This window comes from Luteimonas rhizosphaerae, from assembly GCF_002849595.1.
Lineage (GTDB): Bacteria > Pseudomonadota > Gammaproteobacteria > Xanthomonadales > Xanthomonadaceae > Luteimonas > Luteimonas cellulosilyticus.
In genome coordinates, this window is sequence record NZ_NRQR01000028.1 from 118,783 (window position 1) to 144,122 (window position 25,340).

The 25,340-nt window shown below is 69.4% G+C and carries 16 protein-coding genes and 1 pseudogene; 11 read left to right on the forward strand and 6 right to left on the reverse strand.

The genetic code is table 11. The features are described from left to right. Positions 1 to 6 precede the first annotated feature (6 nt). Both rpsA and cmk read right to left on the reverse strand, forming a co-directional pair. Positions 7 to 1,704 (reverse strand): 30S ribosomal protein S1, encoded by a 1,698-nt coding sequence (rpsA, locus tag CJ022_RS16355; RefSeq protein WP_101927694.1) that lies wholly within the window; start codon positions 1,702 to 1,704, stop codon positions 7 to 9. 254 nt (positions 1,705 to 1,958) lie between these two features. Then, positions 1,959 to 2,593, reverse strand: a pseudogene (gene cmk / locus CJ022_RS16360) ((d)CMP kinase). A 117-nt stretch (positions 2,594 to 2,710) separates the two neighbouring features. Here cmk and ykgO point away from each other — a divergent pair. The 6 genes from ykgO to CJ022_RS16390 all read left to right on the forward strand — a co-directional run bounded on the left by ykgO (position 2,711) and on the right by CJ022_RS16390 (position 7,190). Then, positions 2,711 to 2,836 (forward strand): type B 50S ribosomal protein L36, encoded by a 126-nt coding sequence (gene ykgO / locus CJ022_RS16365; protein ID WP_101927695.1) that lies wholly within the window; start codon positions 2,711 to 2,713, stop codon positions 2,834 to 2,836. 205 nt (positions 2,837 to 3,041) lie between these two features. Next, the gene (locus CJ022_RS16370; protein ID WP_101927696.1) at positions 3,042 to 3,386 is read left to right on the forward strand and encodes a hypothetical protein; all 345 of its coding nucleotides are present in this window, start codon (positions 3,042 to 3,044) and stop codon (positions 3,384 to 3,386) included. Positions 3,387 to 3,390: 4 nt separating this feature from the next. After that, positions 3,391 to 4,428: an agmatine deiminase family protein gene (locus CJ022_RS16375; RefSeq protein ID WP_101927697.1), complete on the forward strand. Its 1,038-nt coding sequence runs from the start codon at positions 3,391 to 3,393 to the stop codon at positions 4,426 to 4,428. Positions 4,429 to 4,542: 114 nt separating this feature from the next. After that, positions 4,543 to 5,442 carry a carbon-nitrogen hydrolase gene (locus tag CJ022_RS16380; protein WP_101927698.1) on the forward strand — a complete coding sequence of 300 codons (900 nt, stop codon included), beginning with the start codon at positions 4,543 to 4,545 and terminating at the stop codon, positions 5,440 to 5,442. Between the two features lie 4 nt (positions 5,443 to 5,446). Further along, positions 5,447 to 5,977, forward strand: a complete 531-nt coding sequence (locus tag CJ022_RS16385) for a GNAT family N-acetyltransferase (protein WP_101927699.1) — start codon at positions 5,447 to 5,449, stop codon at positions 5,975 to 5,977. A 4-nt stretch (positions 5,978 to 5,981) separates the two neighbouring features. Then, positions 5,982 to 7,190, forward strand: a complete 1,209-nt coding sequence (locus tag CJ022_RS16390; protein ID WP_199171579.1) for a TraB/GumN family protein — start codon at positions 5,982 to 5,984, stop codon at positions 7,188 to 7,190. Between the two features lie 191 nt (positions 7,191 to 7,381). On the opposite strand, the gene CJ022_RS16395 is transcribed toward CJ022_RS16390, so the two are convergent. Continuing rightward, on the reverse strand, positions 7,382 to 9,772 hold the full coding sequence (locus CJ022_RS16395; protein ID WP_233198851.1) for a GH92 family glycosyl hydrolase: 2,391 nt from the start codon (positions 9,770 to 9,772) through the stop codon (positions 7,382 to 7,384). A gap of 116 nt (positions 9,773 to 9,888) precedes the next feature. On the opposite strand from CJ022_RS16395, the gene CJ022_RS16400 reads away from it, so the two are divergent. From CJ022_RS16400 to CJ022_RS16420, 5 genes are all read left to right on the forward strand, one after another. Then, positions 9,889 to 10,950, forward strand: coding sequence for a LacI family DNA-binding transcriptional regulator (locus CJ022_RS16400; protein WP_101927702.1), 1,062 nt, complete (start codon positions 9,889 to 9,891; stop codon positions 10,948 to 10,950). Between the two features lie 133 nt (positions 10,951 to 11,083). After that, positions 11,084 to 12,067: a carbohydrate kinase family protein gene (locus CJ022_RS16405; protein ID WP_101927746.1), complete on the forward strand. Its 984-nt coding sequence runs from the start codon at positions 11,084 to 11,086 to the stop codon at positions 12,065 to 12,067. A 77-nt stretch (positions 12,068 to 12,144) separates the two neighbouring features. Further along, positions 12,145 to 13,311, forward strand: a complete 1,167-nt coding sequence (locus CJ022_RS16410) for an AGE family epimerase/isomerase (protein ID WP_101927747.1) — start codon at positions 12,145 to 12,147, stop codon at positions 13,309 to 13,311. Next, positions 13,308 to 16,685, forward strand: a complete 3,378-nt coding sequence (locus tag CJ022_RS16415; RefSeq protein WP_101927703.1) for a GH92 family glycosyl hydrolase — start codon at positions 13,308 to 13,310, stop codon at positions 16,683 to 16,685. The genes CJ022_RS16410 and CJ022_RS16415 overlap by 4 nt, the downstream gene beginning before the upstream one ends. After that, complete coding sequence (locus CJ022_RS16420; RefSeq protein WP_101927704.1) at positions 16,682 to 17,371, forward strand: basic secretory protein-like protein; 690 nt, start codon at positions 16,682 to 16,684, stop codon at positions 17,369 to 17,371. Before CJ022_RS16415 ends, CJ022_RS16420 begins: the two co-directional genes overlap by 4 nt. A 120-nt stretch (positions 17,372 to 17,491) precedes the next feature. Here CJ022_RS16420 and CJ022_RS16425 read toward each other — a convergent pair whose 3' ends face one another. The 3 genes from CJ022_RS16425 to CJ022_RS16435 are packed head-to-tail and all read right to left on the reverse strand — an operon-like array spanning position 17,492 to position 25,169. Continuing rightward, positions 17,492 to 20,581, reverse strand: coding sequence for an efflux RND transporter permease subunit (locus CJ022_RS16425; RefSeq protein ID WP_101927705.1), 3,090 nt, complete (start codon positions 20,579 to 20,581; stop codon positions 17,492 to 17,494). Then, positions 20,578 to 24,024 carry an efflux RND transporter permease subunit gene (locus CJ022_RS16430; RefSeq protein WP_101927706.1) on the reverse strand — a complete coding sequence of 1,149 codons (3,447 nt, stop codon included), beginning with the start codon at positions 24,022 to 24,024 and terminating at the stop codon, positions 20,578 to 20,580. The genes CJ022_RS16425 and CJ022_RS16430 overlap by 4 nt, the downstream gene beginning before the upstream one ends. After that, positions 24,024 to 25,169: an efflux RND transporter periplasmic adaptor subunit gene (locus CJ022_RS16435; RefSeq protein ID WP_101927707.1), complete on the reverse strand. Its 1,146-nt coding sequence runs from the start codon at positions 25,167 to 25,169 to the stop codon at positions 24,024 to 24,026. Before CJ022_RS16435 ends, CJ022_RS16430 begins: the two co-directional genes overlap by 1 nt. Positions 25,170 to 25,340 lie beyond the last annotated feature (171 nt).

Here is a 25,340-nt window from a genome sequence, read left to right on the forward strand (position 1 = left end):
TCGCAATTACTCGGACTTGTTGCCCAGCTGCTCGCGCAGCAGCGCGCCCAGCTTGGTGGTGCCGCTCGACGCTTCCGAAGCCGCCGACGCCGCCTTGTTGTACTCGGCCAGGCTCTCGGCCGTCTCGGCCTCGTCCTTCGCCTTGATCGACAACTGCAGCGAACGGGTCTTGCGGTCCATGCCGAAGTACTTGGCCTCGATCTCCTGGCCGACCTTCAGATGCTGGCTGGCGTCGTCGATGCGCTCGTCGCTGATGTCACGCGCCTGCACATAGCCTTCCACGCCGTCACCCAGATCGATCAGGGCGCCCTTGGCATCGACTTCCTTGACCGTACCGCTGACCTTGGAGCCGCGCGGATTGCCGGCCATGAACTGGCCGAGCGGATCCTGCTCGAGCTGCTTGACGCCGAGCGAGATGCGCTCGCGCTCCGGATCGACGGCCAGCACGATGGCTTCCAGCGTGTCGCCCTTCTTGAAGTTGCGGGCCACGTCTTCGCCGGTCGAGTTCCAGGTGATGTCCGACAGATGGATCAGGCCGTCGATACCGCCGTCCAGGCCGATGAAGATGCCGAAGTCGGTGATCGACTTGATCTGGCCGTCGACCTTGTCGCCCTTCTTGTAGATGGCGGCGAAGGTTTCCCACGGATTCGACGTGACCTGCTTGATGCCGAGCGAGATGCGGCGACGCTCCTCGTCGACGTCCAGCACCCTCACTTCGACGTCGGCACCGACCTGCACGACCTTGGACGGGTTGACGTTCTTGTTGGTCCAGTCCATCTCGGACACGTGCACCAGGCCTTCGACGCCCGGCTCGATTTCGACGAACGCGCCGTAATCGGTGACGTTGGAGACCTTGCCGAACACGCGCGTGTTGGACGGGTAACGGCGGGCGATGTTGTCCCACGGATCCTCGCCAAGCTGCTTCAGGCCGAGCGACACGCGGTTGCGCTCGCGGTCGTACTTCAGCACGCGGACGTCGAGCTCTGCGCCCACTTCCACGACTTCGGACGGATGGCGCACGCGCTTCCAAGCCATGTCGGTGATGTGCAGCAGGCCGTCGATGCCGCCGAGGTCCACGAACGCGCCGTAATCGGTCAGGTTCTTGACGACGCCCTTCAGCACCGCGCCCTCGACCAGCTTCTCCATCAGCTGCTCGCGCTCTTCCGAGTGCTCGCTCTCGACGACTGCGCGGCGCGAGACGACGACGTTGTTGCGCTTGCGGTCCAGCTTGATCAGCTTGAACTCGAGTTCCTTGCCCTCGAGGTACACCGGGTCGCGGACCGGACGCACGTCGACCAGCGAGCCCGGCAGGAAGGCGCGGACGTCCTTGATGTCGACGGTGAAGCCGCCCTTGACCTTGCCGCTGATGCGACCGGTGATCGTTTCGTTCTTCTCGAGCGCTTCCTCGAGCTCGTCCCACACCATGGCGCGCTTGGCCTTCTCGCGCGACAGCACGGTTTCGCCGAAGCCGTTCTCGAGCGAGTCCAGCGCCACCTTGACGGTGTCGCCTTCCGCGACGTCGATCTCGCCGGCGTCGTTACGGAACTGTTCGATCGGCACGATGCCTTCGGACTTCAAGCCGGCGTTGATCACGACGACGTCGGTGCGGACCTGCACGACGACACCGGTGACGATCGCGCCCGGCTTCAGCTTCGCCAGATTGGTCTGACTGGCTTCGAACAGCTCTGCAAATGATTCGGTCATTGGTTGATTACCTGGTTGACTCAGACTGTCGGCAGCGGAACGTCCGCGAAGCCTGCAGTCCACCCGTTGATCGGCCGTCGCGGGATTGCATGGGCCGTGAGTGTTGAGGTGGATGAACCCGGACGGGAACGCCTGCGCGCCCACGGACGGGGATGGAGAACGAGCGATACGACTTGACGCACTACGACATGCAACGTCTGCCACAACGTGGCGCCCCACCCCCGCAGGCCGCCGGGACCGGAAGGCCGGTCGCGTCAGTCCCGCGCGGGCAGCAATGCCAGCACCTGCGCCACGACGGCCTGGATGCCCAGCCCGGTGGTATCGATTTGGCATCACGGGCGTCACGCGCGAGGATCTCGCGCAGCAGACCGTCCATTGTGACCGAAACCCCCTTGTCCTTCAACTGCTTATAGCGCCTCTCGGCACGCTCCTCGGCACTGGCCGTCAGGAACACCTTCCACCCGGCATCCGGGAAGATCACGGTACCCATGTCGCGTCCGTCGGCCACCAGGCCCGGCGCCTGGCGGAAGGCGCGCTGACGTTCCTTGAGCGCGGCCCGGACTTCCGGGATCGCGGCGATCGCCGAGGCGGCAGCGCCGGCGGTCTCGGTCCGCAGCTCGTCGGTCGCGTCGTTGCCGTTGACCAGTACCCGCAGTTCGCCGCTGTCGCTGTCCCGGAACCCGATCGTCGTGTCGAACGTGCAGCGCACCAGCGCGCCCGGATCGTCGAGGTCCAGGTCCGCCCAGCCCGCGGCCACGCCGACCGCGCGGTAGAGCGCGCCCGAATCGAGGTAGTGCCAGCCCAGATGCGTGGCGACCATGCGGCTGATCGTGCCTTTGCCGGACCCGGACGGGCCGTCGATCGTCAAAACGGGCACTTCGGCCGCCATTCCCAACCTCCGGGTTGCGCGCCGGTTTCCGGTTCGGAACCCAAGCGCTTGAATCGAGAAGAATTTACCCGCTAGAATAGCCGGCTTGATCGTTTTATCCCATCCCAGAGGTTTGTCATGAAGGTCCTGTCCTCCCTGAAGTCGGCGAAGACCCGCCACCGCGATTGCAAGGTCGTGCGTCGTCGCGGCAAGGTCTTCGTGATCTGCAAGACCAATCCGCGTTTCAAGGCGCGTCAGCGCTGAGCATCGCCGGACCGCCGCCGCGGCAACGTGGCGCGGGTGTTGAAGCGAAGGCCGCAGCGATGCGGCCTTTTGCTTTGGCCGGGCGCAGGTGCCGGTGCGGTGGATCGGCGTGCGCCGTCGACGCACGCGTTTTCTGTTAAATAATGCCCGGCGGGCGTGCTGCCCGCGCAGCCGCCTTTCCCTATCCTCTGCCAGGAGCTTCGACATGCCGCGTTCCTTCGCCACGGCCTTCATCGGCACCGTTCTCACGGGCGCCCTGCTCGCCTGCGCCGCGCCGGCATCCGCCGACACGCTGCTGGTCGATCGCAGCCGCCAGACCGCACACGTCGCCGCGCCGGCACGTGGCATGAGCATGGCCCAGGTGGAGGCGACCTACGGCGCGCCGACCCAGCGCCTGGATCCGCGTGGCGGCCAGAAGCGCCAATGGCCGACGATCCACCGTTGGGTCTATCCGACGTTCACCGTGTACTTCGAGAAGAGCAAGGTGATCGATACCGTCGTCAACCAGGCTGCCGTGTCCGAAGTCGGACCCAAGCCCGCCATTCGCTGAGTCCATGACGAATACCGCTTTGCGCTTCCCCGCGGAATGGGAACCCCAGTCCGCGATCCTGCTCGCGTGGCCGACCGAAGACACCGACTGGGCCGCGCGCCTGGGCGAGGTCGAGGACACCTACATCGCGCTCGTCGCGGCGATCACCCGGTTCCAGACGGTCGTCATCTGCGTGCCGGACGAGGACGTGCAGAGCTATGCCTTCGTGCGCCTGGCGTCGAACCGCATCGACATGGCGCGCGTGCGCTTCGTCGAGGCGGCGTACGACGACACCTGGCTGCGCGATTCCGGACCGATCTCGCTGCGCCGCGACGCCGGCTTCCTGCTCAACGATTTCCGGTTCACCGGCTGGGGCGGCAAGTTCGACGCGAGCCGTGACGACCGCCTCGTCGGGCGCCTGCACGGCGACGGCCTGTTCGTCGCCTCGGCCGAGCGGCGCGAGATCGACTTCGCACTCGAGGGTGGCGCGATCGAGACCGACGGCGCCGGCACGCTGTTGACCACGTGGCGCTGCCTGCACGAGCGGCACCCGGAAGCCACCCGCGACGCGCTGACGACGAAGCTCTCGGACTGGCTGGCGCAGGATCGCGTGCTGTGGCTCGATCACGGCTATCTCGAGGGCGACGACACCGACGCCCATATCGACACCCTCGCCCGGTTTGCACCGGACGACGCGATCGTGTTCCAGGCCTGCGACGACTCCGGCGATCCGCACCACGCCGAACTGCAGGCGATGGCCGGCGAGATCGCCGCGCTGCGCACACGCGACGGGCAGCCCTACCGGTTGTTCCCGCTGCCCTGGCCGCAGCCGATACTCGACGACGGCCGCCGTCTCGCCGCGAGCTACGCGAATTACCTGATCGTCAACGGCGCCGTGCTGATGCCGGCCTATGGCGACCCGGCCGACGACGCGGCCGCGGCCGTGCTCGCCCGGGCGCACCCCGGCCGCGAGATCGTGCAGGTGCCCTGCCGTCCCCTGATCTGGCAGAACGGCAGCCTGCATTGCCTGACGATGCAACTGCCGGACGGCCTGCTGGTCTGAGAGCGGGCACGCGTGTGGCGCGTCGCGCAGCGTCGCAGGCGCGATTCCCTGCACCGTGACGCGGCCCGCATCCCCGTCCCGGGGCATACATCCTGCGTGGATTAGACTTTCCGCATGAAGACCAAGACCTTGCCCGTCGCGCTCGTCCAGGAGCGCGCCATCATCGACCAGGGCGCCGGCAACGCCGATGCCAACCTGTCGATCATCGAATCGCGTGTCGCCGAGGCCGCGGCACGCGGCGCGAAGCTGGTGCTGTTGCAGGAACTGCACAACGGCGCGTACTTCTGCCAGCACGAATCGGTCGACGAGTTCGATCTTGCCGAGCCGATTCCCGGCCCGAGCACCGAGCGCCTGGCCGCCCTCGCGAAGCAGCACAGGATCGTCGTGGTCAGTTCGCTGTTCGAACGCCGCGCCGCGGGGCTGTACCACAACACCGGCGTCGTCTTCGATGCCGACGGCAGCATCGCGGGCAAGTACCGCAAGATGCACATTCCCGACGACCCGGGGTTCTACGAGAAGTTCTACTTCACGCCGGGCGACATCGGCTTCAAGCCCATCGATACCTCGGTCGGCCGGCTCGGCCTGCTGGTGTGCTGGGACCAGTGGTATCCGGAAGCCGCGCGCCTGATGGCGCTGGCCGGCGCCGACGTGCTGTTGTACCCGACGGCGATCGGCTGGGATCCCGACGACGACGCCGCGGAAAAGCAGCGCCAGCGTGATGCGTGGATTCTGAGCCATCGCGGCCACGCGGTCGCCAACGGCCTGCCGGTGCTCTCGTGCAACCGCGTCGGCCACGAACCGTCGCCGGTCGGCGCTTCGGGCATCGATTTCTGGGGCAACAGCCACGTGCTGGGGCCGCAGGGCGAATTCCTGGCCGAAGCCGCGGGGGATCCGACGATCCTCAGCTGCGAGATCGACCTTGGCAGGAGCGAACAGGTGCGCCGGATCTGGCCGTTCCTGCGCGACCGCCGCATCGACGCCTATGGCGACCTGCTCAAGCGCTACATCGACTGAGGCGATGGACGTCCGACTCCGCGACGCCGTCGAAGGCGACTTCGACGCGATCACCGCGCTCTACGCCCGCGAGGTCCGCGACGGCGTGGCGACCTACGAATACGACGCGCCCGATCGCGACGAGATGCAGCGGCGCTGGCGCGCCCTGCGCGACGCCGGCTATCCGTATCTGGTCGCCGAGGTCGACGGCCAGTTCGGCGGCTACGCCTATGCCGGTGGCTATCGCACGCGGATCGGCTATCGCTGGACCGTCGAGAGCACCGTCTACGTCGCGCACCCGCTGCACGGACGCGGCATCGGTCGCCTGCTCATGGAGCGCCTGATCGACGACTGCACGCGGCTGGGGTTCCGGCAGATGGTGTCGGTGATCGGCGAACCCGCGAACGGCCCCTCGGTGCGCCTGCACGAGCGCCTCGGCTTCCGCACCATCGGCGTGTTTCCCGGACTCGGCCGCAAGCACGGCCGCTGGCTGGACACGCTGCAGATGCAACGCCCGCTCGGCCACGGCGCCGACACCTCTCCCGATGACGAATGACCTGATGACCGAGACCGCTTCCTCCCTGTGGCAGACCCAGCCCCACGTGATCGTGGAGCGCGACGGGGTCCGCTACACCCTGCTCGGCACGGCGCACGTCTCGAAGATCAGCGTCGACGCGGTCGAGGATGCGATCGACAGCGGCGCGTTCGACGCCGTCGCCGTCGAGCTCGATGCGCAGCGGCTGCAGGCCATCAGCGATCCCGATGCGCTCGCCAAGCTCAACCTGGTCGACGTGATCCGCAAGGGCCGGGTCGCACTGTTCGCCGCGAACCTGGCGCTGGCCGCCTACCAGCGCCGCCTCGCCGAGCAGCTCGGCATCGAGCCGGGCGCCGAACTCAAGCGCGCGGTCACCCTGGCGAACGAACGCGGACTGCCGGTCGCGCTGATCGACCGCGATGTCGGGCTGACGTTCAAGCGCGCGTCGCGCCAGCTGGGTTTCTTCGGGCGCATGAAACTGATGGGCAGCCTGCTCGGCGGTCTGCTCGCGTCCGACGAGCTCGGCGAGGACGAGATCGAGAATCTCAAGCAGGGCGACATGCTGGAGTCGAGCTTCGGCGAATTCGCCAAGTCCAGCCCGCAGCTCTATGCCACCGTCATCACCGAGCGCGACCGCTACATGGCCGCGCGCCTGCGCGAAACCTCAGGCGCGGCGCGCGAGGTGCTGGCCGTGGTCGGCGCGGGTCATCTCGCCGGGCTCGCCCGGCATCTCGCCGAGGACACGCAGGCACCCGAGCGCACGCGGACCGACCTCGAACACGCGCCTGCCGGCAGAAGCCTGAAATGGGTCATGAGCCTGATCACGCTGGCGATCCTGGCGATGATCGTGTGGGGGTATTACCAGGGCGGCGCGGAACTCGGACGCCAGCTGGTCACCGAATGGGTGGTCATCACCGCAGGCTTTGCCGCGCTGGGTGCGCTGCTCGCGCTGGCCCATCCGCTCGGCATCCTCGCGGCGGCGATCGCGGCGCCGCTGAAGCCGATCCGCCCGCCCGGCATTTCGCCCGGCCTGTTCAGTGCACTGGTCGAAGCGCACGTCCGCCAGCCCGCCTACGGCGATTTCCTCGCGCTGCGCGACGACGCCGGCACGCTGCGCGGCTGGTACCGCAACCGGGTGTCGCGAACCATCCTCAACTTCATGCTGACCAATGTCGGTTCGAGTGTCGGCGTGTGGGTCGCCGGGCTACGGATCGCGGGACGCGTGTTCGGCTGAGGCAATGGCGGCAAGGTCGTTGCCGCCCGGCGTGCCCGAAATCGAACGCGCGTGACGCGACGCGTGGGTCTCGGCGATCGAACCAGAATCCGCGGCGCCTGCAGCCTTGCCGCGGACCGGGGTTCGCCTGCGGGCGCTCGCCCGCCGTCAGGCGCTGACGACCTGGTCGGGTCGCCAGTGCCCGACGCGAGTCAGTCGCTGCGTTCGCTGTCCGCGCGGCTCATCGAGAACGGTCGCGCGTCCGGCGCGGTCGCCCATTCGCGATCCGGTTCGGCCTGCATGCGGAACCGCAGCTCGCCACCCGCCATCAGCGCCTCGTGCTGCAGCACGCCGCGGGTTAGCGGCGCCCCGTTGAGGGTGACGGCGCCGATGTAGGGATGCGCATCGTCGAGATCGTCGACGACGATCGAGAACCGCTTGCCGTTCGGCAGGTGCAGCGTCGCCGATTCCACGAAGGGCCGGCCGATCACGTATTCGTTGCTGCCCGGCGCAACCGGATAGAACCCGAGCGCGGTGAACACCAGCCACGCCGACATCTGGCCGAGGTCGTCGTTGCCGACCAGGCCGTCGGGCGTGGGCTTGTACTGGGTCTCGACGATCTGCTTCAGACGTTCCTGCGTGCGCCAGGGCTGGCCGGCGTAGGCGTACAGATAGGCGACGTGATGGCTGGGCTCGTTGCCGTGGGCGTAGTGGCCGATGAGACCGGAGATGTCCTCCATGTGCGCGAAGATCGCCGGATCGACCTCGGCCTCGAAGATGGCGTCGAGCCGGTCGACCATCGCCTGGTCGCCGCCCATCAAATCGATCAGGCCGGCGGTGTCCTGCGGCACGAACCACGACGACTGCCAGGCGTTGCCCTCGGTGTAGTCGGTGCCGTAGCCCGATGCGTTCGGATCGAACGGCGTACGGAAGCTGCCGTCGCTGTTCTTGGCGCGCGAGAACCCGGTGTCGGGATCGAAGATGTTGCGGTAGTTCTGCGCGCGCGCCTCGTAGCGTTCGGCGATCGCGTCCTCGCCCAGCACGCGCGCCGCGCGGCTCAGCGCCCAGTCGTCGTAAGCGTATTCGAGCGTCTTCGACGCGCCCTCGCCTTCCTTGTCGATCGGCACGTAGCCGAGCGCCATGTAGTGCCCGAGGCCGTCGTAGGGCGCGTACTCCGCGCTGGCGGTCATCGCCTCGAGCGCGCGCTCGGTCGAGAAGCCACCGATGCCCTTGACGATGGCGTCGGAGATCACCGGCACCGCGTGGTAGCCGATCATGCACCACGTCTCCAGACCATGGAACGACCACACCGGCAGGATGCCGTAGGGGCTGTGCTCGCGCGCGGCGAGCAGCGAACTGACGAAGTGCGCGTTGCGCTGCTCGGGCTGGATGATGGTCAGCAGCGGATGCAGCGCGCGGAAGGTGTCCCACAGCGAGAACGTCGAGTGGAACGCGAACCCTTCGGCCTGGTGCACGGCATTGTCGGGGCCGCGGTAACGGCCGTCGGCGTCCATCGCCAGACTCGGCGCCTGCAGCGAGTGGTAGAGCGCCGTGTAGAGATTGCGGCGCATGTCCTCGGATGCCTCGATGTCGACGACGCCCAGCGCTTCGCTCCACGTCGCCTGCGCCTGCGCGCGGGTCGCGTCGAAGTCCCAGCCCGGCATGTCGGCGTCGAGATTGCCGATCGCGCCGTCTTCGCTGACCGTCGAGATCGCGACCTTGACCAGCAGCGCCTCGTCGTCGAGATCGCCGAAGTCGAACACGGCGGCCAGGTCCCGGCCTTCGATCTGCGCGCGCTCGCCCGGAGCGCCGCTGCCCGGCGTCGCGAAGCCCTTGTATTCATTCGGCGGATCCTGGCGGTCGTGCAGCGCATGCGCGGTCGGTGCCTGCGAGAAACGCATCGCGAAGAACAGCTGGCGCCCCGGCGCCCAGCCGCGGGTTTCACGGAAGCCGGTGACGGTGCCGTCGGGACGCACGCGGATGCGCGACCACAGCACCTTGCCCTCGTAGTCGTAGATGCTGTGGCGCAGGTCCAGCAGCACGTGCGCGGGCTTGTCCTTGGGGAAGGTGTAGCGGTGCAGGCCGACGCGCGGATTGACCGTCAGTTCGGCGCGGATGTCGTAGTCGTCGAGCGAGACCGCGTAATAGCCCGGCTGCGCTTGCTCGCGCTCGTGGCTGAAGGCGGAGCGATATCCCGGCCCGGTCTTGTGGCCGCTTGCGTCGATCTCGCCCGGCCGCAGATGCACCTCGCCCGCGATCGGCATCAGCAGCACGTCGCCGAGATCGGAGTGCCCGCTGCCGGAGAAATGGGTGTGCGAGAAGCCGACGATGCTGCGGTCGCCATGGCGGTAACCGGCGGCCCAGTCGTAGCTCTGCTTGAAATGCGCGGTGCGCGTGTCCGGACTCAGCTGGATCATGCCGAACGGCACCGTCGCGCCCGGGAACGTATGTCCTTCCCCGCCGGTGCCGACCATCGGATCCGCCGCGGCATATGCCGCCGACGGCGACGCGGCCTGGCCGGTAAAGGGCAAGGCCGAGGCCAGCGCGAGTGCGCACAGCGCCACGGACATCGGGCGGCGGATCCGCGGGGACGCTGCAGGCATGAACTCGCTCCGTTCAATCGATTGAAATGCGACGCTATCACAGCCGCGGCGCCGCACATGCTGCAGCGCAGGATTGTCGATGAGCCCCCGAACGGGCACGATTCCGCCTGATTTCAATCGATTCAAGTCGCATGTCCTCGTCGCGTTCCGCCACCCGTCGCGTCACCCTTGCCGACATCGCGACGGCCTGCGCGGTCTCGCGCGCGACGGTCTCGCTGGTGCTGAGCGGCAGTCCGGTCGTCGGCGCGGCGACCCGGACGCGGGTGGAAGCCGAGATCCGGCGCCAGGGCTATGTCTACAACCGCGCCGCCGCGAACCTGCGCCGCAATACTTCCAGCAGCGTCGCCCTGGTCGTCAACGACCTCTCCAACCCGTTCTTCGCCGAGTTCGCCGCGGGCGTCGACGAAGCGCTGGCGGATGCCGGCTGCGTAATGCTGCTGGGCAGCACTGGCGAATCCGTGGCCCGGCAGAGCGCCGTGCTCGCATCGCTGATCGAACACGGACCGGCCGGGCTGATCCTGTCGCCGGCCGAAGGCACCGCGCGCGACGACCTGCGCCAGGCCGTCGGCCTGCACACGCCGCTGCTGCTGTTCAACCGCCAGGTCGACGGCGCGGACTGGGATTTCCTCGGCACCGACAACGTCGCCGGCGCACGCCTCGCGACCGAACACCTGGTCGCGCGCGGCCATCGACGCATCGCCTTCTTCGGCGGCCATGCGGGTTCCAGTTCGTGCCGGCAACGGCGCGACGGCTACACCCGGGCGATGGCGGCGGCCGGGCTGGCCGTGGAGCCCCGCTGGCGGGTCGAATGCACGCCGACGCGCCTGCAGGCGGCGGCCCAGGTCGGCGCGCTGCTCGCCGTTGATCCGGCTCCGACCGCCGCGGTCTGCTACAACGACGCCGTCGCGCTGGGCCTGATGCTCGGCCTCGCCAGCCGCGGCCTGCGCGCCGGACACGACCTCGCCGTGACCGGCTTCGACGACATTCCCGAAGCCGCGGCGAGCGTGCCGGCACTGACGACCGTCGCGACCGATCCGCGCGCGCGCGGCCGTCAGGCGGCGGCGATGGTGCTGGCGCGCAGCGCTGCCCCCGACGCGCCCGTGTCGCGGGTCGTGCATCCCGTCCAACTCGCCGTGCGCGACAGCAGCGCGGCGCCCCTCCTGGCGACGAGGCCATGACCCTGATGTTCGATCCCGATTCCGACGGGGCGCACCGACGCGCGCGCCCGTGTTCCCTCTGCAGCGCGAGCCGCTCGACGCCGGCAACGCGCGCGCATCGGATCGCCCCGGACGGGCGCGCCGGGAGGTTTCGATGAGCACCGCCATCGTCTGTTTCGGCGAAGCGCTGATCGACTTCCTCGGCGCGTCCGACACCGCACCGGGGGCACCCCGCGCGTTCCTGCGGCATGCCGGCGGCGCACCGGCGAATGTCGCCGTGGCCGCCGCACGGCTGGGCGGCGACGCGCGCTTCGTCGGCACGCTGGGCGAGGAGCTGTTCGGTGACTTCATCCTCGGCGAACTGCAGGCCGCCGGCGTCGGCACCGCAGGCGTGCGCCGCACGTCGGCCGCGAAGACCGCACTGGCCTTCGTCGAACTGGCCGACGACGGCGAACGCAGCTTCAGTTTCTACCGGCCGCCCGCCGCGGACCTGCTGTTCGCGCCGGCCGATTTCCGCGACGCGGATTTCGACGGCTGCGCGGCGTTCCACGTGTGCTCCAACAGCCTGACCGCCGAACCTGCCGCATCGGCGACGCAGGCCGGCATGCGCCAGGCCCGTGCGCGCGGCGCGCTGGTCAGCATGGATCTGAACCTGCGCCCTGCCCTGTGGGACGCCGCTGCCGATGTCGCTGCCGGTGTGTGGCCGGCGCTGGCCGAGGCCGATCTGGTCAAGCTCAGCCAGTCGGAACTGGCGTGGCTGGCGGTCTCGGCGGGTGATGAGGCGGCTGCGTTGGCCCGGCTGTTCGCGGCGCGCGCACGTCTGGTCGTCGTGACCGACGGACCGGCGCCGCTGCGCTGGTACACCGCCGACGCCCACGGTACGCAGCCCGTGCATGCGCTCGCGGCGCGCGACACGACCGGCGCCGGCGACGCATTCGTCGCCGGGCTGCTGCACGCGCTGGTCGCACGTGGCGTCGCGGCCGACGCACTGCCCGGCTTCGCGCGCCAGGCCGACGCCTTCGCCGCGACGCTCGCCTTCGCCGCGGCCTGCGGCGCCCTCGCCACCCAGACGCACGGCGCATTCGGCGCGATGCCGACGCGCGCCGCCGTCGACCGGTTCCTGGAGTCCGCCGCGTGACCCGTCCCCGCCTGCCCGCATCCCCACGCCCCGACTTCCGCGACTGCGAGGTGCTGCGCCAGCACATCGCCGACACGATGGCGTTCTACCGCCCGACGGTCATCGATCCCGACGGCGGCTGTTTCCACTACTTCCGCGACGACGGCAGCGTCTACGACCGCACGCACCGGCACCTGGTCAGCAGCACGCGCTTCGTCTTCAACTTCGCACTCGCCGCGCGCGAGTTCGCGTCGCCGGATGCCCTGGCGTCGGCCAGGCACGCACTGCGCTACGTGCGCGAGGTGCATCGCGATCCGCGCAGCGGCGGTTACGCCTGGACGCTGCGCGATCACGCGCCGGAAGACCCCACCCAGTTCGCCTACGGCATCGGCTTCGTGCTGCTGGCGTATGCGAGCGCGCTGAAGGCCGGCATCGACGAAGCGCGGCCCTGGCTCGACGAGACCTGGGACCTGCTGGAAACGCGCTTCTGGGATCCCGAAGCGCAGCTCTATCGCGACGAGGCCACCGCGGACTGGGTGTTCGCCGACTACCGCGGCCAGAACGCCAACATGCATCTGTGCGAAGCGATGATCGCGGCCTGGGAAGCGACCGGCGTCCGCCGGTACCTGGAGCGCGCCCTGTTGCTCGCCGACCGCATGACCCGACGCCAGGCCGCGCTCGCCGGCGGCCTGGTCTGGGAGCATTACGACCGCGACTGGAACGTCGACTGGGACTACCACCGCGACGATCCCAAGCACCTGTTCAAGCCCTGGGGCTTCCAGCCCGGCCACCAGACCGAGTGGGCCAAGTTGTTGCTGCTGCTGGACCGGCATGTCGAGGCCGACTGGCTGGTGCCCACGGCGCGCCATCTGTTCGACACCGCGCTCGCGCGCGCCTGGGACGACGTCCACGGCGGCATCGTCTACGGCTTCGATCCCGACGGCGTGGTCTGCGACGACGACAAGTATTTCTGGGTGCAGGCGGAAAGCCTGGCCGCGGCAGCGCTGCTGCATGCGCGCACCGGCGTTGCGGTGTACGCGGACTGGTACGACCGTATCTGGACCTACGCGTGGACGCATTTCGTCGATCACACCCACGGCGCCTGGTATCGCATCCTCGATCGCGAGAACCGCCGCTACAGCGACGAGAAGAGCCCGGCCGGCAAGACCGACTACCACACGATGGGCGCCTGTCACGAGGTGCTCAACGTGCTGCGTGGCGATGACGGCCTGCGCGTCGCGGCGGCCGAGGACGCGTCGCGATGACGCGCGCCGCATCGCGGGTGGCGCTGCTGTCCACGCCACTGCTGTCGACGCTGCTGCTGGCGTCGGGCCTCGCCGGCGCGACCGGATTCCGGAGTTCGTTCGAACCCGGTGAGCCGCGGCCGGTGGCGTCACGATCGACGTTGGCGGTCGCGGTCGGCAGCGGCCCCGCGGCGCCGTATGCGGCCAAGCCGAACGTCGGCTACAGCGGTCTGCACGCGTTGCACTACGACGCCGCGACGGCGGCGCGCACGCGTCTGTTCGAGGTCGACGTCACGGTCGATGCCGACACGACGCTGTCGTGGCTGGTCCTGCCCGAGATCGTCGACGACGACATCGCGGCGTCGATGCACGTGTCGCTGGATCTCGTGTTCGAAGACGGCCGGCGCCTGTCGTCGCTGGACGTGCGCGACCACCATGGCGTGCGGCTCGGCGCCGTCGCGCAGGGCGAATCGAAGACGCTGTCTCCGCAGCAATGGGCACGCAAGGCCGTGCGCCTCGGTGATGTCGCCGGCCTGCAGGGCCGGCGCATCGTCGCGATCGAACTCGACGCCGCGCCGCCCGGCCAGACGCCGGCGCGCGGCTGGATCGACGATGTCGCGATCGCCGATGTCGCGCGTCCCGATCATCGGCGTCCGTCGGACTGGGTGTCGACGACGCGCGGCACCCAGTCCAACGGCACGTTCTCGCGCGGCAACAATTTCCCCGCCACCGCGGTACCGCACGGCTTCAACTTCTGGACGCCGGTCACCGACGCCGGATCCCTGAACTGGCTGTACCGCTGGAGCGAGCACAACGATGCGCGCAACCGGCCGCAGCTGCAGGCGCTGGCACTGAGCCACCAGACCAGCCCGTGGATGGGCGACCGGCAGACCTTCCAGGTGATGCCGTCGGCGGCCCGCGGCGTGCCCGATGCCGATCGCGCGGCGCGTGCGCTGCCGTTCTCGCGCGACCACGAGCTGGCGCGACCGCATCACTACCGGGTCGCGTTCGACGGCGGCATCGTCGCCGAACTCGCGCCGACCGACCACGCCGCGCTGTTCCGCTTCCGGTTTCCGGACGATGGCGACGCCAACCTGCTGTTCGACAACGTCGACGCGCGCGGTGGCCTGACCCTCGACGCCGATGCGCAGACGCTGCAGGGCTACACCGATGTGCGCAGCGGCCTGTCGACCGGCGCGACGCGGATGTACGTCGTCGCCCGCTTCGACCGCCCCTGGCGTCGCAGCGGCGCGCTCGACACCGGCCGACCGACGGGCTGGGTGAAGTTCGACACCGACGCCAGCCGCACCGTGCACATGCGCATCGCGACCTCGCTGATCTCGACCGAGCAGGCCTGGCACAACCTCGCGCTGGAGCTGGGCGAGACCCCGGACTTCGACGCCGTGCGCGAACGGGCCCAGTCCGCCTGGGACGCGAAACTCGGCATCGTCGAGGTCGAAGGCGCGAGCGACGACCAGCGCACCACGCTGTATTCCAATCTCTACCGGTTGTTCCTGTATCCCAATTCCGGGCACGAAAACGCCGGCACCGCCGAGGCGCCCGACTGGCGCTATGCGAGCCAGAATTCCTGGTCGAACGACAACGCCGAAGGCAACGCGAACCGCAGCTTCGCGCCGGTCCGCGACGGCCGGGTCTACGTCAACAACGGGTTCTGGGACACCTTCCGCACGACCTGGCCGGCCTATGCGCTGCTGACGCCCGGCATGGCCGGCACCCTGATCGACGGGTTCCTCGAGCAGTCCCGCGCCGGCGGCTGGGTGGCGCGCTGGTCCTCGCCCGGCTATGCCAATCTGATGGTCGGCACCAGTTCCGACGTCGCCTTCGCCGATGCCTGGCTCAAGGGCATCGGCGGCTTCGATCCGGAAGAGGCCTACGCCGCGGCGCTGAAGAACGCGACCGTCGCCCCACCGAGCGACCACGTCGGGCGCAAGGGCCTGGCGCGCGCGATCTTCCGCGGCCACGCCGACACCTCGGTGCACGAAGGCATGTCGTGGACGCTGGAAGGCGCGCTCAACGATTTCGGCATCGCCAACATGGCGACGCGACTCGCGGAGACTGCGGCGACGCCCGATGCGCGGCGCCGCTATGCCGACGAGGCCGCGTACTTCCGCCAGCGCGCCGGTGCCTACGTGCACGTCTTCGATCCTGCGACCGGGTTCTTCCAGGGACGCACGCCCGAGGGCGCGTGGCGGCTCGACGCCGCACGCTTCGACCCGCGCGTCTGGGGCCACGACTACACCGAGGCCAATGCGTGGACCTTCGCGTTCACCGCGCCGCACGACGGCCAGGGCCTGGCGAATCTCTACGGCGGGCGCGACGGCCTGGCAGCGAAGCTCGACACCTTTTTCGCCACACCCGAGACCGCCGACCCCGCGTTCGTCGGCTCCTACGGCGGCGTCATCCATGAAATGACCGAGGCGCGCGACGTGCGCATGGGCATGTACGCGCACAGCAACCAGCCCGCGCACCACATCCCGTGGCTGTACGTGCACGCGGGGCAGCCGTGGAAGACCCAGCGCATCACCCGCGAGGTCGTGCAGCGGCTCTATCTCGGCAGCGAGATCGGCCAGGGATATCCGGGCGACGAGGACAACGGCGAGATGTCGGCCTGGCACCTGTTCGCCGCCCTGGGCCTGTATCCGCTGCGGATGGGCGCACCGGAATACGTCATCGGCGCGCCCCTGTTCGAACGCGCGACGGTGCGGCTGGAGAACGGCAGGCAGCTGGTCATCAACGCGCCGGGCAACACACAGGACACCGTCTACGTGCAGTCGCTGCGGGTGGACGGCCGGCCGTGGAGCCGGCCGTGGATCCGCCACGCGGACATCGCCGACGGCGCCGTGCTCGACTTCGTGTTCGGCGAGACGCCGTCGCGCTGGGGCAGCGAGGCGGACGCGTTGCCGGCGTCGCTGACCACGGGCGATGCGCCGCCGACGCCATGGACGGACCTCGTGCCCGCCGGTGCCGCGCAGGCCCGGGTCGAGGCGACGAATGCGCCCGCCGCCGCGCTGCTCGACGACGATGCAGCGACCACGCTGCAATTGAGCGGCGACGCGCGCGCCATCCTGATCGACGCCGGGAACCCGATCGCGCCGCAGGCCTACACGCTGACCTCGGGCAGTGCGCCGATCGCCGCCGTGGGCTGGGTGCTCGAAGGCCTGGACGCGTCCGGCCGCTGGATCGCACTCGACCGTCGCGAGGGCGAACTCTTCCGCTGGCCACGCCAGACCCGGCCCTTCCGCATCGCCGCGCATGCCCCGCACGCGCGCTACCGGCTCCGTTTCGCCGGCAGCGGCCGCCTGCAGCTCGCCGAGGTCGAACTGCTCGGCGCACCCGGTCGTCCGTCTCCTGCCATCCAGAGTTCCGCCCGATGACCCGTCGTTCCGCATTTCCCCTGCTCGCCGCGGCGCTCGCACTGGCGACCGCGCTCCCCGCCGTCGCACGCGACAGCACGATCGTCCGCGACGGGGTCACGCTGCGGTTCATCGATGCCGGCGACGCGCTGACGCCCGCCGTGCAGGACGCGGTCATCGAGACCTTCTTCGACGCGTATCCGCGGCAACGCGCGGACTTCAACCCGCAGGCACCCGATGCGGTCCGCATCACCATCGACGCCGGCTATGACGGCATCGCCTTCGTCGACGGTGCTGCGATGACGATCAATCCGGCCCGCTTCGACGCCCATCCGCACGACCTCGACCTGGTGACGCACGAGGCCATGCACATCGTGCAGGCCTACGGCCCCGGGGAGGCGCCGGGCTGGCTCGTCGAAGGCATCGCGGATTACGCGCGGGCGGTCTACGGCCGCGACAACGCGGCGACCGGCTGGGCGCTGCCGACGACGCGCGCCCCCACGCACCGACTCGACAGCGGTTACCGCGTCACCGCCGCGTTCCTGGCCTGGGCCGAGGCGAGGCATCCGGGGCTGGTGCGAGGTCTCGATGCCGCCCTGCGTGCGCAGCGTTACACGCCGGCCGACTGGGTGCGCCTGACCGGGCAGGACGCCGATGCCCTGTGGGCGGCCTATGCGGCCGAGCGCACGCCAGCGGAAGCGCACTGACACCGTCGATCCGCACGGCCGCGCCGCACCGACGCCGCTCGGCGCATCGCGGTCCGCTGCCCCCGAGGTCTGCCGTCACGCCCGCGCGGAACCGCGTCCCGGCGGGCGTCGCATTGCGCCTCAGGGCGTCGCCACCGGTACCGGTGCATCGCCGCGCGTGCCGCGTGCGCGCCGGATCATGCGCACCGTGCCATGCCGCAGGTCGTCGAGGATCGCGTAGATCGTCGGCAGGAACAGCAGGCTGACCACGGTCGAGAACGCCAGGCCACCGGCGACCGCGCGTGCCATCGGCGAATAGGCCAGGCCGCCGAGCACCACGGTGTCGCTGAGCGAGATCGGGATCATCGCGAGGATCGCGGTGCCCATCGTCATGAGGATCGGACGCAGACGCTCGCGGCTGCCCTCGACCAGCGCTTCCAGTCGCGCCATGCCGCGGCGCCTGAGATTGTTGATGTGCTCGACCATGATGATGCCGTTGTTCACCACGACGCCCATCAGCACCAGGATGCCGATGAAGGCCATCACCGTGAACGACGTGCCCGTGATCCAGAACAGCCAGAACACGCCGAAGATCGAGAACACCACGCAGCTCATGATCGCGGCCGGGAACAGCAGCGACTCGAACACCGCGGCCATCACCACGTAGATCATCACCAGCGCGATCAGCAGGTTGAACAGCATCTGCCGGCTCGCCTCGGCGTCCTCTTCGAAGCCGCTGCCGGCGAAGCTGTAGCCGTAGCCCGCCGGGAACGCGACCGCGTCGAGCGTGGCCTCGATCGCCTCGCGCGCCTGCGGCATCGTGGTCTCGCCGGCCAGGTTGGCCTGCAGCGTCACCGAGGTCTGGCGGTTGAAGCGGGTGATGGTGCTCGCCGACGGCTCCACGCGCATGTCGACGAGACTCGTCAACGGCACGCTGCGGCCATCGGGCGAGCGCACCATGAAGCTGGCGATGTCGGCCTCGCTGAACTGCTCGGCGCCGGCGAACCGCACCCAGACATCGACCTCGGTATCGCCGCGGCGGAACTCGCGCAGCTGGCTGCCGCGCAGGGCGAGGCCGAGGAAGCTCGACACCTGCTCGGCGCTGAAGCCGAACGCGGCCGCGCGTTCGCGGTCGACGCTGATGGTCAGCTCCTGGTTGAGATCGCCGGCGTCCACGCGCACGTCGCGCAGCGCGGGATTCGCGGCGAGCACCGGCACCACGCCATCGGCCAGCTCGCGCAGCACCTGCACCGAATCGCCGACCAGCTGCACCTGCACGCCGGGGCTCGCCTGTCCGCCACCGCCCTGCCCGCTGCTGCCGCGCACGCCGATCTCGGCACGCGCCGACTTCGGCAGGGCTTCGCTGATCGCCTCGCTGAGCGGCTTGGTGTCGCCGACGTCGTCGTCGAAGGTGACGATCGTGCCCGAGTCGTTGCCCTCGCCGAACCACGAATAGAGCTGCTTGATGCGGAAGCGGTCGCGGTTCCCGTCGAGGAACTGCTCGATGCGCAGCACCTCGTCCGAGCGCTGCTGCAGGTTGTAGCTGCCCTTCCACTGGTAGAAGACCTGGATCTCCTTGCCGCCGCCGCCATCGCCGAACATGTCGAACTTGACCTGGGTCGCCGGCACGAGGCTCAGGGCGACGATCAGCACGATGCCGAACACGCTCCAGCCACGGTGCTCCAGGGTCCAGCGCAGCACGCGCGCATAGTGGCGCTGCATCCGCGGGATCAGGCCGCGGTCGTGCGCGACCACCGGCGGCGTCTTCATCCGCGCCGACATCATCGGGGTCAGGCTCACGGCGACCAGCCACGAGGCCAGCAGCGACACCGAGATGGTGATCGCCAGCTGCGACATGAAGATGCTGATCTGATTGGTCTCGCCCAGCAGGTTGGGCAGGAACACGATGCAATGGCACAGCGTGCCGGCCGACAGCGCGATCGCGACGCTGCGGGTGCCGACGATCGACGCCAGCCACGGCTGGTCGGGCATGCGCTCGCGTTCCTGGTAGATGCTCTCGACGACGACGACGGCGTTGTCGACCAGCATGCCCACCGCCAGCAGCAGGCCCATCAGCGACAGCACGTTGAGCGTGACGCCGAAGAAGTACATGAAGCCGAGCGTGATGACGAAGCAGATCGGGATCGCCAGCGTCACCATCAGCGTCGACGGCCAGTGGCGCAGGAAGAAGTACAGCACGATGATCGACAGCAGCAGGCCGATCGCGCCGGCCTCGACCAGTTCCAGCAGCGACGACGTGACCTCGTCGCCCATGTTCTGGATGATCTTGACGTCGATGCCCTCGAGCCCGGGCTCGGTGCGCGCGGCCTCGACCTCGGCCAGCGCGGTGCGCGAAACCTCGACGAGATTCGCGTCGCGCTCCTTGAAGATGTCCAGGCCGACGGCGGCGCGGCCGTCGAGCCGGCGTCCGTAGTCCATGCGTTGCGGTTTCAGGCGCACGTCGGCGATGTCGCCGAGGCGCAGGCCGGTCTGGTTGATGACCAGGTCGCGCAGCTGCTGCAGATCGTCGATCTCGCCGATCGGCTGCACCCGCAGGCGCTGGCTGCCGTCGAGGATCTGCCCCGCCGAGACCGAGAAATTGACCGCACGCAGGCGCGTGGCCAGTTCGTTGAGTTCGATGCCGTGCGCGCTCAGGCGATCGGGATCGACGGCGACCTCCACCTCGTTCGGCGGCGCGCCGTTGATCTCGACCCGGGCGACGCCGGGCACGCGTTCGAGCCTGCGCTTGAGCTGGCGATCGATGAGCTCGTAACTGCCGGTCAGATCGATGTCGCCGGCGAGGCGGATCCGCAGCACGGGCTCGTCGCTGCTCGACCACTTGAACACCGAGTAGCGACGGAAATCGTCGGGCAGGTCGCCGCGGATCGCGTCGATCTTCTCGCGCGCCTCGGACGCGCTGATCGAGATGTCCTTGTCCCAGTCGGAGAACTCCAGGAACACGCCGGCGCCGTCGGGACCCGCCTGCCCGCGCATGCGCTTGATCCCGCTCATCGTGGCCAGCGTTTCCTCTGCCGGCCGCAGCAGGTTCTGCTCGGCTTCGGCCGGCGTCGAGCCGGCATAGGGCAACTGCACGAACAGGAACGGCGCGGAGATGTCCGGCAGGGCCTCGAGCGGCAGGCGGACCGCGGCGATCAGGCCGATGACGAACATCGACACGAACAGCATGATCGTCGTGACCGGGCGCCGCAGGCTGAGTTCGGCGACGCTCATCGCGCGGCGACCTCCGTGGTGGTGTCGGCATCGCCGGTGCGCAGGCGCGCGCGCCGGCCGCGTTCGGTGTAGAACGCGTCGGGCTTGCGGTCCAGCAGGTCGTAGACCACCGGGATCACCAGCAGCGTCAGCAGCGTCGACACCGCGAGGCCGCCCATGACCGTGATCGCCATCGGCGAGCGCACTTCGGCGCCCTCACCGAAGGCCAGCGCCAGCGGCAGGAAGCCGAACAGCGTCGACAGCGTGGTCATGATGATCGGCCGCAGGCGCGAGCGCGCGCCCTCGATCAGCGCCTGGTGCTTGGCGACGCCGGCCTCGCGCAGCTGGTTGACCTTGTCGATGAGGATGATCGCGTTCTTGACCACGAGCCCCACCATCAGGATCAAGCCGATGAAGGCCACCACCAGCGGCACGGTGAACAGGATCACGAAGGGGTGCAGCAGCGACTCGAACTGCGACGCCATCACCAGGTAGACGAGGAAGATCGCCAGGGTGAACGCCAGCAGCAGCGAGCGCATCGATTCGCCGAGTTCCTCGCCCTGCCCGCCGATGTGCAGGCCGACATCGGTGCCGAGCGGATTTTCCGCGACCATCGTGCGCACCTCGTCGACCGCGGTGCCCAGGTCGATGCCGCGCAGGTTCGCCGACACCACCGCCACGCGCACCTGGTCGGCGCGGTGGATCTCGCTGGGGCCGGTCGTCGCGATGACCTCGGCGACCGAATCCAGGCGCACCGCGGTGCCGCTGCCGGGATTGATGATGAGGTTGCGGATGCGGTCGACCGAATCGCGTTCGCTCTCCCGCGCGCGCACCAGCACGTCGATCTTGCGGTCGCGGAAGTTGTAGCGCGTGGCCACTTCGCCGCGGACCGAGCGCACCACTGCATCGGCGATCGCGCGCGTGGTCAGGCCCAGCGCCCCGGCGCGTTCCTGGTCGAACACGATCTGGATCTCCGGGAAGCCCTGCTCCACCGTCGATTTGACGTCGGCGTAGTTGGGATTCGCGCGCAGCAGTTCGGCCATGCGCTGGCCGGCCTGCGCCAGGCTGTCGAGGTCGTTGCCACGCAGCTCGATCTCCAGCGGCGTGGAGAAGCTGAAGAGCGCCGGGCGGCTGAAATCGACCGCGACGCCGGGATAGCGCGCCATCGTCGTGCGCAGGCGTTCGGTCTGCTCGGCCTCGAACTCGCGGCTGCCGCCGCCGGTCATGACGATGCTGAGCTTGCCGATGTTCTCACCGCTCTCGGTCGGGTTGGCATCGAGCCGGGTACCGGCGCCGCTGACGCCGAACAGCAGGTCGACGCCTTCGTCCGCGTCGTGCGCCAGCTGGACCTCGCGCATGATGCGGTCGGTCTCGCGCAGCGGCGTGCCGGGCGGCAGGCGCGCGGTCATCTCGAAGCGGTCCTGGGCCAGCTGCGGGATCAGGTCCGTGCCGAGCAGCGGCACCAGGAACAGGCTGGCGACGAACACCGCCGTCGCCGTGCCCAGCACCAGGCCGGGACGCGCGAGCGCGTTCGGCAGGATCCGCAGGTAGCCGCGCTCGGCGCGGTCGTAGGGCGCCATCGCCGCATCGCTCGCCCGGCCCATGACGGCGCCGACCACACGCGAGATGCCGCGCCAGATCCGCACGAACACCCAGGTCACGCCGTAGGCGGCGCCGCGGAAGCCGCCGCCGATGCCGCGACCGGTCGCGGCCATCGGCTTCTGCCAGCGGCGCTCGGAACGCCACTGCGGATGCGGCGGCTCTTCCGGGAACGCCATCGGCGGCCGGCCCTTCAGTGCGGCCAGCATCGGGATCAGCGTGACCGCGACGATCATCGACACCGCGACCGCGATCGCGACCGTCAGCGCCTGGTCGCGGAACAGCTGGCCGGCGATGCCTTCGACGAACACCAGCGGCAGGAACACCGCGATGATCGTCAGCGTCGACGCGACGACGGCCATGCCGACCTCGCGGGTGCCGCTGATCGCCGCTTCGAGAATACCCAGGCCGCGCTCGCGGGCCTTGGCGATGCTTTCCAGCACGACGATGGAATCGTCGATGACCAGACCCGTCGCCAGCGCGAGGCCGCTGAGCGACATCACGTTGAGGCTCAGGCCGAGCCGGTCCATGAAGAAGAACGTGGTGATGATCGAGATCGGCAGCGACAGGCTGACGACGAAGGTGCTCCAGCCGCTGCGCAGGAACAGGAAGATGATCAGGATCGCCAGCGTGCCGCCGAGCACGGCGTCGAACTTGACGTCCGAGATCGCGGCGCGGATGAACTTCGACTGGTCGTCGACGACGGTCAGGGTCATGTCCGGCGGCAGGTCCTCGCGGATCGCCTCGAGCTGCGCCTGCACGGCATCGGCGGTCGACACGGTGTTCGCGTCGCCTTCCTTGTAGATCGCCAGCTCGACCGCTTCCTTGCCGCCCAGGCGGATGATGCTCTCGCGCTCCTTGTAGCCCTGGCGCACGGTGGCGACGTCGCGCAGGCGGATCGCGCGGCCACCGGCGACGCTGGCGCTGTCGCTCGACGACGCGCTCTGCACCGAGGCCGCGGCGGCCATCGTCGCCGCCGACCCGCTGGCCGCCGCGATCGCCGCCATCTGCTGCGCGGCGCTGCTGGCGGCACTGTCGCCGCCGGACTGGACGGACACCAGCATGTCGCCGATCTGCTCGATGCTGGCGAACTGGTTGACCGTGCGGACGAGATAGCGCTGCGTGCCCTGGTCGAGCCGGCCGCCCGACAGGTTGATGTTCTCCTGCTGCAGACGCTGGATGACGTTCTCGATCGGCAGGCCGATGCGGGCGAGCTGCTGCAGGTCGAGATCGACCTGGACCTCGTCTTCGAAACCGCCGCCGACCTTGACCGCGGCGACGCCGATCACGGGCTCGATCTTCTTCTTCAGGTCGTCGTCGGAATACCGGCGCAGGCGCGTCAGCGCACCGACGGCATCGCCATCCGTGTCCGCGGTCGCTGTCAGCGCGAGGCGCAGGATCGGCTCGGTCGAGGGATTGAAGCGCAGCAGCACCGGCGGCGTGACCTCGAGCGGCAACTGCAGCGCCTCGAGCTTGTCGCGCACCTCCAGGCTGGCCTGGTCCATGTCGGTGCCCCAGGCGAATTCCAGCACCACGTCGCTCTGGCCGGTGCGCGAGATCGAGCGCAGCTTGCGCACGCCCTTGACGACGCCGACCGCTTCCTCGACCGGCTCGCTGACCAGGGTCTCGATCTCGGCCGGCGCGGCGCCGGTGTATTCGGTGCGCACGGTCAGCGTCGGATAGCTGAGGTCCGGCAGCAGGTTGACCTTGAGGTTGCCGAGCGCGATCAGGCCGAACAGCATCACGCTGATCGCGACCATCGCGACGGTCACGCGGCGGCGGGTGGAGAACTCGACGAGGTCGAAGCGTCCGGCGGGCGCGGCGTGGGGATCCACGCCGGCGCCGTCCTGCGGGGCGCCGGCCATTACGGCGTGCCGGCGTCGGCCGCCGCGTCCGCGGCAGGCGCGGGCGCGTCGGCAGCAGGCGGGGTGTCCGCGGCGGGTTCGCCGATGACCTGGACCAGGCTGCCTTCACGCAGCGCGACCTTGCCGGCGGTGACCACGGGGTCGCCCAGCGCGAGTCCCTCGCGGACCTCGATCGTGGTGCCGTCGACATAGCCCAGCGTCACCGGCACGCGCACCGCCTTGCCCTCGCGGACGGTGTAGACCGCGGTGGTCTCGTCGTCGTCGAGCAGCGCGCTGCGCGGAATCACCAGCGCATCGGCGCGTTCGTCGTAGTCGATGCGGATGCGGCCGAACATGCCGGCGCGCAGCATGTCGTTGCCTTCGAATGCGCAGATCACCCGGAAGGTGCCGCTGCGCGAATCGACGACCGGCGAGATGCGCTCGACGACGCCGTCGAAGCTCTCGTTGGGCAGCGCATCGACCTGCAGGCGCACCGGCTGGCCGCGCTTGAGCACGCGCAGTTCGCGCTCGGGCACGTTGAGCGTGGCTTCGATGCGCGCGTTGTCGACGATGCTGAAGAGCGGCGTGTTGATCTGGGCGAAGTTGCCGGTGCGGATCATCCGTTGCGAGATCACGCCGGAGATCGGCGCGGTCACCGTGGTGTACGACAGTTCCAGCGTCGCCATGCGGTGCTGGGCACGGGCGGTGTCGAGGTCGAACTTGATCTGGTCGAGATCGTTCTCGCTGATCATCTGCTGGCCGACCAGCTGCTGCGCGCGGCGGTAGCTGTTCTCCAGCTTGCCCATCGTCGCGCGGCTCTGCTCGACGGTCAGGCGCGGCCGGTCGGGATCGAGTCGCAGCAGCGGTTGCCCGGCGCGGACCGCATCGCCCTCCTCGACCAGCACCTCCAGCGCGATGCCCGAGGTCTTGGCGATGACGTCGGCGCCGCGCGGCACTTCCAGCGCGGCGGTGCCGACGTAGCTGGCGGCCACACTGCTGCGGGCCACCGCGACGGTCTCGACCGGGATCGCGGCCGGGGCCTCGTCGGCGGCCTTGGCGTCGCCGCCCTTGTCGCCGCCGCAGGCGGCCGTGGTCATGAGGATCCCCAGCAGGACGGCGCTGGTGACGAGGCGTCCGGTGGACGCGATGGAACGCTGTGTGGACATGGACTGAGCTGACCCCTACGGTGTTGTAGCAAGGTACATCACCAGAACAAGCGGGTTCATCCGCCATTGGTCATGGTGTCGAACGTGGATGACAGTGGGAGCGGCCGGGGGTTGGGCTGCACCGGGACGCGCAGGCTATACTCCGGCGACGGCCCGCCGGTTCATCTGCGA

Bases quoted from the DNA above. Each gene is read 5' to 3' on its own strand.
- rpsA (WP_101927694.1), bottom strand. From the start codon at position 1,704: ATGACCGAATCATTTGCAGAGCTGTTCGAAGCCAGTCAGACCAATCTG.
- ykgO (WP_101927695.1), top strand. From the start codon at position 2,711: ATGAAGGTCCTGTCCTCCCTGAAGTCGGCGAAGACCCGCCACCGCGAT.
- CJ022_RS16370 (WP_101927696.1), top strand. From the start codon at position 3,042: ATGCCGCGTTCCTTCGCCACGGCCTTCATCGGCACCGTTCTCACGGGC.
- CJ022_RS16375 (WP_101927697.1), top strand. From the start codon at position 3,391: ATGACGAATACCGCTTTGCGCTTCCCCGCGGAATGGGAACCCCAGTCC.
- CJ022_RS16380 (WP_101927698.1), top strand. From the start codon at position 4,543: ATGAAGACCAAGACCTTGCCCGTCGCGCTCGTCCAGGAGCGCGCCATC.
- CJ022_RS16385 (WP_101927699.1), top strand. From the start codon at position 5,447: ATGGACGTCCGACTCCGCGACGCCGTCGAAGGCGACTTCGACGCGATC.
- CJ022_RS16390 (WP_199171579.1), top strand. From the start codon at position 5,982: ATGACCGAGACCGCTTCCTCCCTGTGGCAGACCCAGCCCCACGTGATC.
- CJ022_RS16395 (WP_233198851.1), bottom strand. From the start codon at position 9,772: ATGCCTGCAGCGTCCCCGCGGATCCGCCGCCCGATGTCCGTGGCGCTG.
- CJ022_RS16405 (WP_101927746.1), top strand. From the start codon at position 11,084: ATGAGCACCGCCATCGTCTGTTTCGGCGAAGCGCTGATCGACTTCCTC.
- CJ022_RS16410 (WP_101927747.1), top strand. From the start codon at position 12,145: ATGGCGTTCTACCGCCCGACGGTCATCGATCCCGACGGCGGCTGTTTC.
- CJ022_RS16415 (WP_101927703.1), top strand. From the start codon at position 13,308: ATGACGCGCGCCGCATCGCGGGTGGCGCTGCTGTCCACGCCACTGCTG.
- CJ022_RS16420 (WP_101927704.1), top strand. From the start codon at position 16,682: ATGACCCGTCGTTCCGCATTTCCCCTGCTCGCCGCGGCGCTCGCACTG.
- CJ022_RS16425 (WP_101927705.1), bottom strand. From the start codon at position 20,581: ATGAGCGTCGCCGAACTCAGCCTGCGGCGCCCGGTCACGACGATCATG.
- CJ022_RS16430 (WP_101927706.1), bottom strand. From the start codon at position 24,024: ATGGCCGGCGCCCCGCAGGACGGCGCCGGCGTGGATCCCCACGCCGCG.
- CJ022_RS16435 (WP_101927707.1), bottom strand. From the start codon at position 25,169: ATGTCCACACAGCGTTCCATCGCGTCCACCGGACGCCTCGTCACCAGC.